We start from the raw sequence: 14043 nt of genomic DNA on the forward strand, positions 1-14043 counted from the left end.
GCCTTACCTCACTCATACCCGTCCGTCCGGTGATTCATCTCTCACAGGAGTCGCACAGAAACGGCTTGATCACGGTGGCTCAAAGTGGACCCCATGGGAGGGTCAAGAACGGGTCAAGTGTCCCGTTCGGGGGTCACCAGAGCGGCGCCGGTCCGGGGATGCGGGAACACCTCGACGGGCTGGCGGTAGACGTCGCTCAGCAAGTCGCCGGTGAAAACCGCGGATGGTGGACCGTCAGCCGCGACGCGACCGGCGCACAGAATCGCGACCCGGTGCGCATACGCGGCCGCGAGCCCCAGATCGTGCAGCACCACGACCACCGCGTCCCCGGCGTGCGCCCTTTCCCGGCACACCCGCAGCACCAACTCCTGGTGTCTGAGGTCGAGAGCGGCGGTCGGTTCGTCGAGCAGCAGCAGGGGGGCGCGCTGGGCGAGCACCCGGGCCAGCGCGACCCGGGCCCGCTCACCACCGCTGAGGGCGGAGAAGGGGCGCGTCGCGAACTCGGTCACTTCCGTGGCCGCCATGGCCTGGGCGACGGCCGCGTCGTCGTCCTCCGGCGCACTCGCCCACGGGGCGCGGCCCATGCGTACGACCTCTTCGACCGCGAAGGGGAAGGAGAGGGCCGCGGACTGGGGGAGGACGGCCCGGCGCAGCGCGAGTTCGGGCGCCGACCACTGGGTGGCCGGGCGGCCGTGGACGCGTACGACTCCTGCGGAGGGCCGCAGATCGGCGGCCAGGGCGCCCAACAGGGTCGACTTCCCCGCGCCGTTGGGGCCGACCAGCGCGAGGACCTCACCGGCGCGGGCGGTGACGTCGACGCCGTGCAGCACCTCGCGGACGCCGAGGCGGACATGGAGTCCTTCGGCCTCGGCGAGTACGTCGCCGGGGGAGACCGGGGGCGGGGGCTTCGGCCTTTCCCGGATGAGGAAACTCCCTTCCCGAACGAGGGAACTCCCTTCCCGAACGAGGAACCTCATGCCCAACCTCCTTGCTTGCGGCGGGTCCTGCGCAGCAGCCAGAAGAAGAACGGGCTGCCCACCAGAGCGGTGAGAACGCCGAGAGGGAGTTCGGCGGGTGCGGCGATCGTGCGGGCCGCGAGGTCGGCGGCGAGCAGAACGACCGCACCGCCGAGCGCGCTGCCCGGGACGAGGAAGCGGTGCCCGGGCCCCGCCGCCATCCGCAGCAGATGCGGGACGACCAGCCCGAGGAAACTGATGATCCCGGAGACGCTCACGGCCGCCGCGGTCAGCAGTGCGATGACGAGCACGAGCACGATCCGCAGCCGCTCCACGTCCACGCCCAGGTGCCGGGCGGGCCGTTCGCCGAGCGCGAGCAGGTCGAGCCGGCGGGCGAACAGCGGCGCGAGGGCCAGTCCGGCGACCGCGCAGGGCAGCACCGCGAGCACCTTGGGCCAGGTGGCCTGGGAGAGCGAGCCGAGCTGCCAGAAGGTGATCTGGTTGACCTCCGCGGTGTCCGCGAAGAAGAGGAACAGCCCGATCAGCGCGCCGGCGAAGGCGTTCACCGCGATCCCGGTGAGGATCAGCGTCACCACCTCCGTACGGCCTCCGGAACGCGACATCGCGTACACCAGCAGAACCGTGCCGAGCCCCGAGACGAAGGCGAAGGCCGGGACGGTCCACGTGCCGAGGAAGTTCAGACCGAGCGCGATCGCGGCGACCGCGCCGACCGCCGCTCCCGACGAGACGCCGATGACCCCGGGTTCGGCCAACGGGTTGCCGAACACTCCCTGCATCAGCGCGCCCGCGCAGCCCAGCGAGGCGCCGACGAGCAGCGCGAGCACGATCCGCGGGAAGCGGACGTTCCACAGGACCGACTCGGGGACCCGCTCGAGTTCGGAGCCGCCCAGGCCGACGCGGTGCATCACGGAGCCGAGGACGTCACCGGTGGGGATCGGATAGGCGCCGAGCCCGGCGGCGACGGGGACCAGCACGAGCAGGGTGAGGACGAGCCCGGCGGTGAGGAGCCAGGCGGTACTGCGGGCCTTCTTGCCGCGTACGGGAGTCTCGGCCGCCTCCGCGACCCCCTCCTTGACCAGGGTCACTTGGCGTCCCCGTACAACTGCTCCACGATCGACTTGAGCACCTGGTCCGTGCGAGGCCCGTAGTTGAGGAGGACTCCGTCCTCGATCGACACGACCCGGCGCTCCATTCCGGCCGGGGTCTGCGCGACGCCGGGGATCTTGACGAGCCCGTCGATCCCGCCGACCGACTCGAGTCCCTTGGTCATCACGAGGATCGCGTCCGGTGCGGCCTGCGCCAGCGCCTCGGTGGTGATGGCGGTGAAGTCCTTCTTCAGCCCCGACTCCGCTCCGGCGTCGACCGCGCCGGCCGCTTCGAGCAGCGAGGTGGCTCCGGAGCCCTTGCCGCCGATGAGATAGACGGAGGCGGTGCCGCGCAGATAGAGGAAGGCGACGCGCGGGTGGTCCTCCTGTGCGGGAATCTCCTTGCGTACGGCGGCGATCCGCTGCTCCGAACGCTGGGTCAGCCGCTTCCCCGAGGCCGGTACGCCGAGGGCGTCGGCCACCGCTTCGATGCGCGGGCCCACGTCGTCGAGGCCCTGGGCCGGATCGACGACGAGGACCGGGACGCCCGCGTCGCGGATCTGCTCCATGGCCTCCTCGGGCCCGGTCGTCGTCTCGGCGAGGACGAGGTCCGGCTCGAGGGAGAGCACGCTCTCCGCGGAGACGTCATGGTTGCGGGTGACGATCGGGAGCTTCTTGGCCTGGGTGAAGGTGGCGGTGATGTCACGGGCGACGACCCGGTCGCCGAGCCCGAGCGTGAAGACGATCTCGCTGAGGCTGCCGGAGAGGGGGACGATCCGGTCGGCGGCCTTGATCGTCACCTGCTTCCCGTCGGACGAGCCGACAGTGACGGGGAGTCGGGGCTTCGCCGGGTCCGTGAGGGGTTCCACTCGATCGGCGGTGGAGGCGGTGGCGGCGGAGGTCTTCTTCGCGGACTCCGCGCTCTCTGCGGAACCTCCGCATCCCGTCGCGGCCGACAAGAGAGCGAGCGCGGACAGCAGGACGCCCGCCATTCGTGTGCCCCGCCGATGCGCTGTCCCGTCCCTCATCCTCGTCCATCCATCCTCTCGGTCCTCTTCCGACACCTGCCCGGATAGCTTAGGTTAGCCTTACCTTCCCCGCTCGCCTTTCCTGTCATGAGTGGCCGGTTGCTGACCCCTGGATCCGGAGGACAATCCATGCCCGTGCGTCTGAGGGCCCTCATCACCGCGGTGAGTGTGGCCGTGCTCGGAGCCCTGCTGGGGGTGCTGCTCCCCGCCACCGCCGCGCACGCCGCCGGACGCACCGTGCAGGGCGGCCGGCTCGACTGGGGCCTCAAGTCCTCCTTCCAGAGCTATGTCACCGGGCCCATAGCCAAGGGGAGTTTCTCCCTCACCGGCGGTGCGGCCACGGTCGGCGGCAGCCAGTTCCGCTTCCACTCGGCGACGGGCACGTACGACGGCGACACCGGCGCCTTCACCTCCTCCTTCTCCGGCGGGGTCCACTTCGTCGGGCACCAGGAGGACGACGGCACGTACCAGCTCGACCTCACGATCAGCCGCCCCACCGTCCGCATATCCGGCGGCAGCGGCACGCTCTACGTCGACATCATCAGCAAGGCGAAGGGCACCGGGACGGTCACGACGTCCTCGCAGGTGCCTTTCGCCTCCCTCTCCGTCGGCGGCATCGACATGAAGGGCGGCGGCAACGCCGTACAGCTCAACAACCTGCCCGCCACGCTGACTTCGCAGGGTGCCGAGTCCTTCGCCGGGTACTACACGGCGGGGACCGCGCTGGACCCGGTGAGTCTGTCCGCCGACGTCCGGGCGGCGGCCACGCCGAAGGCGTCGACCACGCCCACGGCCACGCCCACTCCCACGAAGTCCGCCGAGAAGAAGGAGACTTCGGGCGCGATCGCGAACGGCGCCGTCGACTGGGGCGTACGCCGCACCTTCCGCGAGTACGTCACCGGGGACATCGCCCAGGGCAAGTGGACGCTGTCCTCCGGGGCTCAGGACGGCGGCGCGCTCTTCCGCTTCCCCGGCGGCGAGGGGACTTACGAGAAGGAAGACCGCTCACTGGAGGCGGAGTTCGAGGGCGCGGTGCGCTTCACCGGCGAACAGGGCCTCGATCTGAAGCTGAGCGGCGTCCGGGTCACCGTCGAGGACACCAAGGGCACGCTGTACGCCGACGTGATCAGTGCGGACTTCACCGGCAAGAAGGTCGCGCTCGCCACCTTCACCGCGAAGAACTTCACCCCGCGGGACGACCTCGTCGAGCTGACCGAGGCGCCCACGAAGCTCACCGCCAAGGGCGCGAAGGCCTTCGGCGGGATGTACCAGGCGGGTACGGAGATGGACCCCCTCTCGCTCGCCGTCGCCCTCACCGACGACGCGGCGCTGCCCGCCCTGCCCGACCTGGGCAGCTCGGCCACCGAGAGCGCAACCCCTTCGGCGCCCGAGACGGCGACCGAAGCCAAGACCGACAGGACCGAGAACGCCGCGAGTACGTCCGACGGCACTCCGCTCCTTCCCCTCGGCCTCGGGGTCGGTTTCCTGCTGGTGCTGGGCGCGGCCTCCGCGATCGCCGTCCGCAGGCGCCGTACCCGACCGGCCGCCGCAGTCCCCGATGAGGACTGACCCCCCTGCACAGTCCGTCACTTGACGGACCACCCACCAAGGAGAACCACCGTCATGTCCGCCAGAGCACGCCGCCCCCTCGCCCTCGCCGCAGCCGTCGCCACGGCCGCCGCGCTGGGCGCCACCGCGCTCGCCACCGTCGGCGCGTCCACCGCTGCGGCGGCCGACGTGCCCCTCATTGGCTACGAGTTGACCTGGGGCATCAAGCAGTCGTTCCGCTCGTACGTGACGGGCGCCTACGCGCAGGGCACCTTCACGACGACGGGCGGCGCCACGCAGGCCGCGGACAACGGTGCCTTCACCTTCGTGGACGGCACCGGCACCTACGACTCCACGGCGCACACGCTCGACCTCGGTTTCAAGGGCAGCCTGAGCATCGTCTCCAAGGCGCACGGTTTCGACATCTCCCTGTCCGACGTGAAGTTCGACAGCGCCACCACGGAGATCACCGCCGACGTGACGAAGACGAGCGCGCCGGCGGGTGCGACGCCGGTCACGACGAGGGCGGACGACGTGCCGCTCGCCACGGTCACCGTCACCCGCGAGATGACGGACATGGCGACCACGCTGACGGCGGAGGCGGCGGACGTCCTCGGAAGCGACAGCTACGAGGGCGCGGCCGGGGACCCGCTGACGGTCGTACAGAAGACGGCATCCCCGTCGCCGAGCCCGTCGGCGTCCACGTCGACCTCCCCGTCGCCGTCCCCGTCCACGTCGACCTCCGCGTCGCCTTCCCAGAGCGCGTCCCCGACGGCGTCCGCCTCGTCCTCGTCCTCTGCGTCCACCAGCGCGAGCCCGTCGCCCTCCGGCTCGGAGGCCGCGACCGAGGGCGAGATCGTCGACGGCACGCTCGGCTGGGGTGTGAAGCAGTCCTTCCGTACGTACGTCGTGGACGGCGTCGCGCAGGGGAAGATCACCGCGTCCGGCGGCGCGACCCAGGCCGCCGACAACGGCGTGTTCACCTTCCCGGACGCCTCCGGCAGCTACGACACCGACGCCGGCACCCTCGCCGCCTCCTTCGAGGGCGAGGTGAACTTCAAGGGCCATGAGGACAACGGCACTTACGGCCTCGACCTCACCCTCAGCGACGTCAAGGCGGAGCTGAACGGCGGCTCCGGCGAACTGACCGCCGACGTCGACAGCCTCGGCGAGAAGTCCGAGGACGTGGTCCTCGCCGACCTCGACGCCAAGTCCACCGAGTTGACCGTGACGGACGACGTCATCACCCTCGACGACGTCACGGCCACGCTGACCGAGGCGGGCGCGGAGGCGTTCGGCGGCTTCTACCCGACCGGCACCGAACTGGACCCGGTGGACCTGGCGGTGGCGGTGAGCGAGGACGCCGAACTTCCCGAAGGGGACGGCGAGTCGGGGACCGGCGGCGCGGGCGGGTCCTCCGGTACGTCGGGCACCACGGGCGGCACCACCGGTGGCACGGGGACGACCGGGTCCACGACGGGCGGCGTGAGCGGTTCGCTCGCCTCCACCGGGTCGGAAGTGCCGGTCGGCGCGCTCGGGGCGGCGGCCGCGGTGACCGTCGCGGCGGGTGCGGGTGTGGTCGTCGCCGTGCGCAGGCGACGTACGGCCTAGGCCCTGTCGTCAAATTCCCGCCTGCCTCGCGACGCCATGCACGTGCTCTCGCCGCACCGGGCACAGACCCACGTACAACCAGTACGAGGGCCTGCGCCCGGCGCGCCGAGAGCACGCACCTGACGCCGCGAGGCCCGCCCTCCGGGCGGACGACGGGAATTTGACGACAGGACCTAGCCGAGGGGCACCTCTGTGGCCTGGGAAGACGTCTCGGCGCCGGTGATGTTTGAATGCCGGGGTGACTGATTTCGACGTACTGCGCGTCTTCTGCGGGCCCGGCGGTGGACATGGCAACGAGCTCGGTGTGGTGCGCGAGGGCTCGGTGATGCCGGATCGCGACGAACGACAGGCGTTCGCGGCGAAACTCGGGTTCAGCGAGACCGTGTTCGTCGACGACCCCGAGCGCGGGGTCGTCGACATCTACACACCGACGCTGCGGCTGCCGTTCGCCGGGCATCCGTGCGTCGGGGTGGGCTGGCTGCTCGACATTCCCGAACTGGTCACCCCCGCCGGGGTGGTGGGGGTGCGGCTGGACGGGGAGTTCAGCTGGATCGAGGCACGGGCGGAGTGGGCGCCGGGGCGTACGTTGCGGCAGTACGCGTCCGCCGACGAGGTCGACGCACTCGCCGTCCCGGCGCCGGGGGAGTGGGTCTACGCCTGGGCCTGGGAGGACGAGTCGGCCGGTCGGGTGCGCGCTCGTGGCTTCCCCGGCCGGGACGACGGGATCCCGGAGGACGAGGCCACGGGGGCGGCGGCACTGCTGCTGACGGACCGCCTCGGGCGGGCGCTGAACATCGTCCAGGGGGCGGGGTCGCAGATCCTTACGGCGCCGCAGCCCGGGGGGTGGGTCGAGGTGGGGGGCCGGGTGCGGTTGATGCGGGGCTGACGGGAGGGCTGAGACGGGCGGGTGTGGCAGGAGTGGTACGGCGTACTGTGCTGCTGGTGTCGCGATGAGGCGTGGTGCGCGAGATGTCGAGGGGGGACCGTGAGGGCAGGAGTTCACGAGACGACGTCTCCAACGGGTCGTACGAGGATGGTGCTCCGCCGAGCGGCGGTACACCTCGCCGCGATGCATCTGAGCGGAGCGCTGCTGCTGCTCACCTTCCTTGTGCCACCGGTCTGGGTTCTGGACGCTTACGGGGTAGCCCCGGCCCATGATCCTTCGGCGGACGTGCCGCCGTTCATGATCCTCCTGGCAGCCGTGTTCGGCTGTGTGAGCTTCCACGTGGCGGTGCAGATCCCCTCGGGGCTGCTGGGTACTTGGCTTGGTCGCAACCGTGCGGCCGGCGTCAGTTACGTGCTCGTCCTGGCGGTGGCGGGTGTGCTCACGATCGTTCTGCTGTGGGGAGTCCTGGGGGCCGGCAGTGTCGCCCACATCCTTCCCCTGTGGGCCGACTTCATGGCGCGCGGCTCGTTGGCCATGGCTGCGTATGTCTGGCTGAGCCGCCGCCTCCGGACTCGGCAGAGAACAAGATCGCCCCGCTGAGGTGGTCCCAGCAGGGCGATTTGTCGGCGAGGTGTCGCGGTTGGTCTCCCCCTGCGTCGCGGCCCCGCCGCTACTCGCAGACTGTGCCGTCCTCCGGCATCTTGCCGTCGAGCAGATAGGCGTTCACCGCGTTCGTCACACAGGTGCTGGTGCCGTAGGCCCCGTGCCCCTGCCCCTTGTAGGTGAGCTCGACGCCCACGTCCTCGCCGAGCTCGTCGGCCATATGCCGGGTTCCCTCGTACGGGGTGGCCGGGTCGCCGGTGGTTCCGACGAGCAGGATCGGTGCGGACCCCTCGGCGGCGACCTGGGGGTCCCTGTCCTCGCCCTTGACCGGCCAGTCGGTGCAACCCATCAGGGCCCAAGCCATGTACTCACCGAAGACGGGGGAGGCCTTGCGGAACTCGGGCAGCTTCGCCTCGACGTCGTCGGCCGTATAGCGCTGCTCGTAGTCCGCGCAGTTGATCGCCGTCCAGGCGAGCGACCCATTGTTGTAGTGGCCGTTCGAGTCGCGACCGTTATAGCTGTCGGCGAGCGCGAGCAGCGTGTTCCCGGTCTTCTCCTGCTCGGCTTCCTGGAGGGCCAGCGTCAGGTCCGGCCAGACGTCCTGAGAGTAGAGCGCCGCAGAGATGCCTGTCACCGCCAGGTCGTGGGTCAGCTTGCGGCCGTCGGCGGTGGGCAGCGGCCGTGCATCGAGCCGTTTCAGCAGATCGGTGATTTTCTTGCGGCCCTCCTCGACGCTCTTGCCGGTCGGACAGCCGGGCTGCCACGCACAGTCCTCCAAGTAGTTGTCCAGGGCGAGCTGGAAGCCCTTGGTCTGGGCGAGCAAAAACTGCAGCGAGTCCTGGGTGGGGTCGAGGACGGCGTCGAAAGCGGCCCGGCCCACGTTCTGGGGGAACAAGTGGGCGTAGACTCCGCCGAGTTCGGTGCCGTATGAGACGCCGTAGTAGTTGAGCTTGTCGTCGCCGAGGACGTGGCGCAGCAGGTCCATGTCGCGGGCCCCGTTGGTGGTGGCGACGTGCGGAAGCACCTTGCCCGAGTTCTTTTTGCAAGCCGCCATGAACTTGTCCCCAAGCGCCTGGGCGGCCTTCGCGTCCTTGTCGTTGCCGGGGGTGCTGTCGAGCTGGTAATAGGCGTCGGTGTCCTTGTCGTTCAGGCAGCGCACGGGCGCGCTGGCACCGACGCCGCGCGGGTCGAAGCTCACCAGGTCGTAGCGGGCGTGCAGATCGCGGTACTCCTTCACGGCCCAGGGGAACGTGGACACGCCGGACGCACCGGCGCCGAAGTTGAAGACGAGTGAGCCGATGCGCTCCTGTCCGTCTTGCGGGCGCGCCTTCGCGCGGATCAGCGCCAGCTTGATGGTGGCGCCGTCCGGATCGGCGTAGTCGAGCGGGACCTTGAGGGCGGCGCACTCCCAGGGCGTGCCGTCCGGCAGCTTTCCCGGCGCTCCGGCATCCGCGCCCTGCAGGGCCGTGGGGGCCGGGCAGGCCTTCCAGCTCAGCTTCTGCCCGGTGAGCGAGTCGGGCAAGGGTCCGCCTGGGCTCGCGGATGCGGAGGCGGTGGGGGACTCGGCCCCGGGCGTTGTCTCCTCGCCGTGCCCAGTGCCTGCGATGACGGTACCGGCGACCAGGAGGACGGAGGAGGCAAGCGTGCCCGCTCGTATGGACGTCGTCGCGGAAGCTGCCGTGGACCTCATGGCTCTCATTCGGTCACCTCTCTTGAATCACCTCTTTTGTCCCATTTCTTCAGTAGAACAAGTTCTCGAGCGTGACGCGACTGCATGTCCGTACGCCTGGCACTCTGTTCATGCTTCAAGCGCTCGGATCGCTTCCGTGCGCCTGAGGTGGGTGGAGGGCAGCCGGCCTGACAGATTGTCGGACTGCCGTGCTCTGGTGCGTGCCTGCGCTCTCGGGGGGCCGTCCCCGCTGAGCTGCAAGGGCAATTGACGGCTGCTCTACGCGCCTCGCGGGGGCGCGCTGAGGGGGATGATGGCGGCCATGGCGCTGACGACGCGGTTCACGGAGTTGTTCGGTGTGCAGCACCCGATCGCGCTGGCGCCCATGGGCGGATCGGCCGGCGGTTCACTGGCGGCGGCCGTCTCTCGCGGCGGCGGGCTTGGGATGCTGGGCGCCGCGAACGGGGACCCGGAGTGGCTGGCCCGCGAGCTTCCGCTTGTTGCGGAAGCCGCCGGGACGCCGTGGGGCATCGGTTTCCTGACCTGGCAGATCGACGTCGGCGCGATCGAGCGGGCGCTGGAGCACCAGCCCAGTGCGGTGATGTTGTCCTTCGGGGACCCGAGCCCGTTCGCTGAGCGCGTCCGCGCGGCGGGCACGGTGCTGATCCTTCAGGTGACCGATCTGGAGGAGGCCGAACGGGCGGTCGACCTGGGCGCCGATGTCATCGTGGCGCAGGGCACCGAAAGCGGTGGGCATGGGGCCCGACAAGGGCGTTCTACCTTGCCGTTCGTGCCGGTCGTGGTGGATCTGGCGGCACCCGTGCCGGTACTGGCGGCCGGCGGGATCGCCGACGGCCGCGGTGTCGCGGCGGCCCTGGCGCTGGGCGCCGCGGGGGCGCTCGTCGGCACCCGTTTCCAAGCCACGACCGAGGCCCTGGTGGATCCCTCGACCGCCAAGGCGATCGTCGAGGGGCGTGGCGAGGACACCGAGCGCAACAGGGTGCTCGACATCGCCCGAGGCTCGCAGTGGCCGTCGAAGTACAGCGCTCGCACCCTTGGCCACCGCTACCTCGACCAGTGGCGGGGCAGGGAAGCCGAACTCGCCGCAGACCCCAGGGCCAGGCAGGACTACCAGCACGACGTGGCGCAGGGAAACATCCCCTCGCTGCCGATGTGGGCCGGCGAGGCCGTCGACCTGATCACCGACCTGCCCTCCGCAGCCGACCTTGTGACCACCCTGGCCGCGCAGGCTGAAGAAGCACTCGACCGTGCCGGAAGACGCTGACCTGACCGGAACCGACTGGCGGGCGGCGCAGCCACTGGCCGGGACTTGCGGAATTTCTGGTGGCCGCCGTCAACCGCGAAAGCCATGCGCGTACTCTAGATCAGCGATCCGCGTGAGTGATCAGCCCGACGAGCCGTTCCTCCAGATCGTGGTCCGCGCGGCCACCTCGGCCCCAACGACTACGAACACCCACACCACGCCGCCGAGTTCACGCTCGCTGCATGACACACGAACCCGTGTCCACCATCACGTGCCATCGAGGCGATCCAGTCGTCGCGCACTCGCTTGGCCAGGTTCGTCGAGCGCGGCGAGCCGGGCGGCCTCGGGCGCGGCGCGCGGGGTTGTTCACGACCTTTACGCCAGGCGGCAGGCGCTGGGCGGCGGTACGGAGGCGGCTGGCCGACGCCGGCGGGGAGGACGTACGAACTTCCTCGCCGACTCCCTTGGCCGGCTGTGGCGGCACGCCGCCGGCGCGGAAGCCGCGGTCAGGTCCACTCTGACGTGGGCCTCCGCACGGCGTGACTCACCGCGCGGGCCAGTTCCGGGCGGCCCAGGACGTCCGTGCTGTCGAGGAACTGGTCCACAGAGCCGACGGGCGGCAGATTGCGCAGGGCCGGGTCCGTGATACGGGCCGTGAGGGCCTTGGTGAAGCGGTCGGCGCGCAGGACCTGGAAGGGCCTGGAGTGGTAGGGGCGGGTGGCGGGGTCGACCCGGTCCGTCAGGTTCAGCTGGTTGTGCAGGCCCGCGACCGTCTCGTACGCGTGCGCAAGACGCTGCTCGCGGGTGCGCCAGTCCGTGGCGGCGAGGGTGGCGGTGAGGTCGGGGGTGAGGCGGGGGCCCCAGGGGGTGCGAGCGAATGCGCTGCCGAGCCACTTGCTGTAGGGCGGATAGCGGCGGTCCATCAGGAGGCACAGGCGCATGAGGTCGCGCACGAGGCGGGCGGCGACCACGGCGGATCCGAGCTCGTCGCCGACCTCGCCGCAGCGGCCGACGAAGGCTTCCTCCTGGGATATGCGCTGCCACTGGCAGGCCATGACATGGAGCCAGACGTCGTGCGGGTACCAGCGGAGGGCCGTCCGTAAGGGGATGAGCTCGCCGAGGCCGTCGTGGAAGACGGCGCCGCCGGTGGCTTCGGCGAGGAGTTGGGTGGGGGTGGCGAGCCAGTCCGCCGGGGTGATGCCGGACGAGGGGACGAAGCCGAGTACGTCGGTGAACCAGGCCGAGGGGTGGGTGACTTCGACGCGGTGGTGAACGGGGCGGTCGGTGGCCTGCATGACGCGGATGTCGTGGTCACCGGTGGGGGCGAAGTTGGTGGGGTAGCCGTGGAAGGTCTTCGGGAGGTGCTCGGCAAGTACGTGTCTGATGCGTCCCGCGTGCCGGGAGACGTCCCGGCGGCGGAGGAAGAGCTGCAGGCGGGGGCCCCATTCGTGGTCGGCGGAGCGTGGGGTGTCGAAGCCGAGCACCTCGGAGCCGCTGCCCAGGCGTGCTGCGGAGTGAGGGATTCCGGGGGCGGCTTCCTCCAGCAGGGGGCGTACCGCTTCGGTGTAGAAGCGGCGGGAAAGTTCCAGGCCGGGGATGAAGGTCGGCATATTCGTGATGCTCATGCCAGGAAGCCGTGCCCATTTTGTGTCGGGGCATGCGAGGTATTTTCACGTCGTCATTCACCCTGCCTCGTCCGGCCCGTCTCCCAGTGCCGCGAGGGTCTCGCTCGTCAGCCCTCGGCTCGTCGGGCACGGTCCGTGGGACGCCGTGATCGACACGTCCAGCTCTGACCTCGCGCCGCATGACGTCCTGTTGGCCACCACCGCGCTCCGCGGCAAGGCCCAGCGCTGGGTCCATATCTCCACCGTGTCCGTCTACGAAGGGTGGCCGCACCAGCCGTTGACGGATGCCTCGCCGCTGCTCGAGTGCCCCGCGGACGCCGACGAGTGCAGGGCTGCCACCTGGCCGTTGAGGATCATCAGGGCTTGGAGCTGCGCAGGCGCCTGCGTGCGGTCCCTCCGCCGCTCAACCTCCTGGCGCAGAGCGTCGGCCTTCTCGAAAGCCCTCACCGGCGCGAGGCAGTGATAGCTCCGCGCGAGGGTGACGACCTGGTCGTGGAGCCACTACCGTCGGTGGTCTCAGCCACCAGCCCGACCCCCCAGGAAACATGAGCGGACAACAGGCACAGCCCGTCATCGACACACACGTCATCGTTCGCGACGGAGACAAGATCCTCTTCTCGCAGAGGGGCGGACCCTATGGTCGCGGCCGATGGCACATGCCGTCCGGCAAGCTCGACGAGGGCGAGCCTTTGACCGTTGGCGCGGCCCGCGAACTACGCGAAGAAACGGGCATCATCGTCGACCCCGCTCACCTTCGCATGGTCCAGGTGGTGCACCACCGGCAGGGCGAGGACGTCGAGCGGATCGGCTTCTTCTTCGAGGCCACGAAGTGGGAGGGCCGGCCCGTCAACAAGGAGCCGGAGAAGTGCCTCGCACTCGAATGGTTCACCATCCACGACTTGCCCGACGACATCATCGAGTACCCAGAAGCCGGCTTGCTCGGCTATCTGAGCGAGGCCAGTCCCCTCGTTGAGCACGGCTGGAAGTAGCGCGCGTTTCGGGCCAGGCGTACGCGTGCCTGGCCCGACCGCCCGGACCGGCCGCCCCTCCGCTCGGCCTGGCGTCGCGTACGAACTGGGCGCAGTACTCGTTGCAGGCGCCCAACACTTCGAAGTTCCGGCGTGCCTGGCGCAAGCTGAGATCGTGGTGGGGACCGCCGCGCACCTCGTCGGCGTCACGCTCGTCCTGGCCGTCGTCCTCCCAGTAGCAAACGTCGCAGATCTCGAATGCTGCACGCTCGGTCAGGGTGATGAAGCCGCAGCATGGGCAGCGGTACGGCCCGTCCTCGGCGCTCCCACGAACAATCATGAAGGTCACTTCTGCATCCTGGTCGGCAGGTACCGCGGGAGCGATGGCTTTTTGAGCGTTGGCGTGCACGCTTTCCAACTGTGTTGGTGGGGCCTCGGGCAGTGTGAGGGGGCGTTCACCTGCGTTCATGGGCGGTTGGACCGCGAGACCAGCCCGGCGTGCGGTCCTTCATGAACGGCCGTGAACGGGGCTGAATGAGACGGAAACTGACACCACCACAGAGCCGAGCGGCCCAGATGGTCACCGCATAGCGCTCTCAGCTTGGGAAGCTTGGGTCTTCTGGAGGCGGTAACTGTTCTGACCTGGGGTGGGCCTGGAACGGAGTCCGGGTGGCTGCCGACTTGTTCCCCGCTGTTCCCCGCTGTTCCCCGTGGTTCTCTGCGAGATCTGGCACGCATCTGGCACATTCATCCGGTGCCTCGCCGACGCTGCCCAGGCG

General features: G+C 70.0%; 13 protein-coding genes. 6 read left to right on the top strand and 7 right to left on the bottom strand.

Annotation, left to right across the window (positions count from 1 at the left end):
• Positions 1-113: 113 nt before the first annotated feature.
• Genes ACX28W_RS24440 through ACX28W_RS24450 form a run of 3 tightly spaced genes read right to left on the bottom strand, consistent with a single transcriptional unit; the run spans position 114 to position 3090 of the window.
• Positions 114-977, bottom strand: a complete 864-nt coding sequence (locus ACX28W_RS24440) for a heme ABC transporter ATP-binding protein (RefSeq protein WP_459001464.1) — start codon at positions 975-977, stop codon at positions 114-116.
• Positions 974-2056, bottom strand: coding sequence for a FecCD family ABC transporter permease (locus ACX28W_RS24445; RefSeq protein WP_459001522.1), 1083 nt, complete (start codon positions 2054-2056; stop codon positions 974-976). The genes ACX28W_RS24440 and ACX28W_RS24445 overlap by 4 nt, the downstream gene beginning before the upstream one ends.
• Before the next feature lie 2 nt (positions 2057-2058).
• Positions 2059-3090, bottom strand: a complete 1032-nt coding sequence (locus ACX28W_RS24450) for a heme/hemin ABC transporter substrate-binding protein (RefSeq protein WP_459001465.1) — start codon at positions 3088-3090, stop codon at positions 2059-2061.
• A 129-nt stretch (positions 3091-3219) separates the two neighbouring features.
• On the opposite strand from ACX28W_RS24450, the gene ACX28W_RS24455 reads away from it, so the two are divergent.
• The 4 genes from ACX28W_RS24455 to ACX28W_RS24470 all read left to right on the top strand — a co-directional run bounded on the left by ACX28W_RS24455 (position 3220) and on the right by ACX28W_RS24470 (position 7735).
• Complete coding sequence (locus ACX28W_RS24455) at positions 3220-4659, top strand: HtaA domain-containing protein (protein WP_459001466.1); 1440 nt, start codon at positions 3220-3222, stop codon at positions 4657-4659.
• 54 nt (positions 4660-4713) lie between these two features.
• Positions 4714-6249: an HtaA domain-containing protein gene (locus ACX28W_RS24460; protein WP_459001467.1), complete on the top strand. Its 1536-nt coding sequence runs from the start codon at positions 4714-4716 to the stop codon at positions 6247-6249.
• Between the two features lie 238 nt (positions 6250-6487).
• The gene (locus ACX28W_RS24465) at positions 6488-7135 is read left to right on the top strand and encodes a PhzF family phenazine biosynthesis protein (protein ID WP_459001469.1); all 648 of its coding nucleotides are present in this window, start codon (positions 6488-6490) and stop codon (positions 7133-7135) included.
• Between the two features lie 147 nt (positions 7136-7282).
• The gene (locus tag ACX28W_RS24470) at positions 7283-7735 is read left to right on the top strand and encodes a hypothetical protein (RefSeq protein ID WP_459001470.1); all 453 of its coding nucleotides are present in this window, start codon (positions 7283-7285) and stop codon (positions 7733-7735) included.
• 70 nt (positions 7736-7805) lie between these two features.
• Here ACX28W_RS24470 and ACX28W_RS24475 read toward each other — a convergent pair whose 3' ends face one another.
• Positions 7806-9428: an alpha/beta hydrolase gene (locus ACX28W_RS24475; protein ID WP_459001471.1), complete on the bottom strand. Its 1623-nt coding sequence runs from the start codon at positions 9426-9428 to the stop codon at positions 7806-7808.
• Between the two features lie 301 nt (positions 9429-9729).
• Between ACX28W_RS24475 and ACX28W_RS24480 the strand changes: the two genes are divergently transcribed.
• Complete coding sequence (locus ACX28W_RS24480) at positions 9730-10692, top strand: NAD(P)H-dependent flavin oxidoreductase (RefSeq protein ID WP_459001473.1); 963 nt, start codon at positions 9730-9732, stop codon at positions 10690-10692.
• Positions 10693-11177: 485 nt separating this feature from the next.
• Here the strand turns inward: ACX28W_RS24480 and ACX28W_RS24485 are convergent, their stop codons facing one another.
• Both ACX28W_RS24485 and ACX28W_RS24490 read right to left on the bottom strand, forming a co-directional pair.
• Complete coding sequence (locus ACX28W_RS24485) at positions 11178-12296, bottom strand: DUF4037 domain-containing protein (RefSeq protein ID WP_459001474.1); 1119 nt, start codon at positions 12294-12296, stop codon at positions 11178-11180.
• Between the two features lie 252 nt (positions 12297-12548).
• On the bottom strand, positions 12549-12743 hold the full coding sequence (locus ACX28W_RS24490) for a hypothetical protein (protein ID WP_459001475.1): 195 nt from the start codon (positions 12741-12743) through the stop codon (positions 12549-12551).
• Between the two features lie 98 nt (positions 12744-12841).
• On the opposite strand from ACX28W_RS24490, the gene ACX28W_RS24495 reads away from it, so the two are divergent.
• On the top strand, positions 12842-13285 hold the full coding sequence (locus tag ACX28W_RS24495) for an NUDIX hydrolase (protein WP_459001476.1): 444 nt from the start codon (positions 12842-12844) through the stop codon (positions 13283-13285).
• Here the strand turns inward: ACX28W_RS24495 and ACX28W_RS24500 are convergent.
• On the bottom strand, positions 13209-13733 hold the full coding sequence (locus tag ACX28W_RS24500) for a CPCC family cysteine-rich protein (RefSeq protein ID WP_459001477.1): 525 nt from the start codon (positions 13731-13733) through the stop codon (positions 13209-13211). The genes ACX28W_RS24495 and ACX28W_RS24500 overlap by 77 nt on opposite strands.
• Positions 13734-14043 lie beyond the last annotated feature (310 nt).

This window comes from Streptomyces sp. SD15 (assembly GCF_054462255.1).

What these genes read in the sequence shown, in the direction of transcription:
- ACX28W_RS24480 (WP_459001473.1), top strand. Translation starts at nt 9,730, where the DNA reads ATGGCGCTGACGACGCGGTTCACGGAGTTGTTCGGTGTGCAGCACCCG.
- ACX28W_RS24470 (WP_459001470.1), top strand. Translation starts at nt 7,283, where the DNA reads ATGGTGCTCCGCCGAGCGGCGGTACACCTCGCCGCGATGCATCTGAGC.
- ACX28W_RS24475 (WP_459001471.1), bottom strand. Translation starts at nt 9,428, where the DNA reads ATGAGGTCCACGGCAGCTTCCGCGACGACGTCCATACGAGCGGGCACG.
- ACX28W_RS24450 (WP_459001465.1), bottom strand. Translation starts at nt 3,090, where the DNA reads ATGAGGGACGGGACAGCGCATCGGCGGGGCACACGAATGGCGGGCGTC.
- ACX28W_RS24460 (WP_459001467.1), top strand. Translation starts at nt 4,714, where the DNA reads ATGTCCGCCAGAGCACGCCGCCCCCTCGCCCTCGCCGCAGCCGTCGCC.
- ACX28W_RS24455 (WP_459001466.1), top strand. Translation starts at nt 3,220, where the DNA reads ATGCCCGTGCGTCTGAGGGCCCTCATCACCGCGGTGAGTGTGGCCGTG.
- ACX28W_RS24440 (WP_459001464.1), bottom strand. Translation starts at nt 977, where the DNA reads ATGAGGTTCCTCGTTCGGGAAGGGAGTTCCCTCGTTCGGGAAGGGAGT.
- ACX28W_RS24500 (WP_459001477.1), bottom strand. Translation starts at nt 13,733, where the DNA reads ATGAACGCAGGTGAACGCCCCCTCACACTGCCCGAGGCCCCACCAACA.
- ACX28W_RS24485 (WP_459001474.1), bottom strand. Translation starts at nt 12,296, where the DNA reads ATGAGCATCACGAATATGCCGACCTTCATCCCCGGCCTGGAACTTTCC.
- ACX28W_RS24495 (WP_459001476.1), top strand. Translation starts at nt 12,842, where the DNA reads ATGAGCGGACAACAGGCACAGCCCGTCATCGACACACACGTCATCGTT.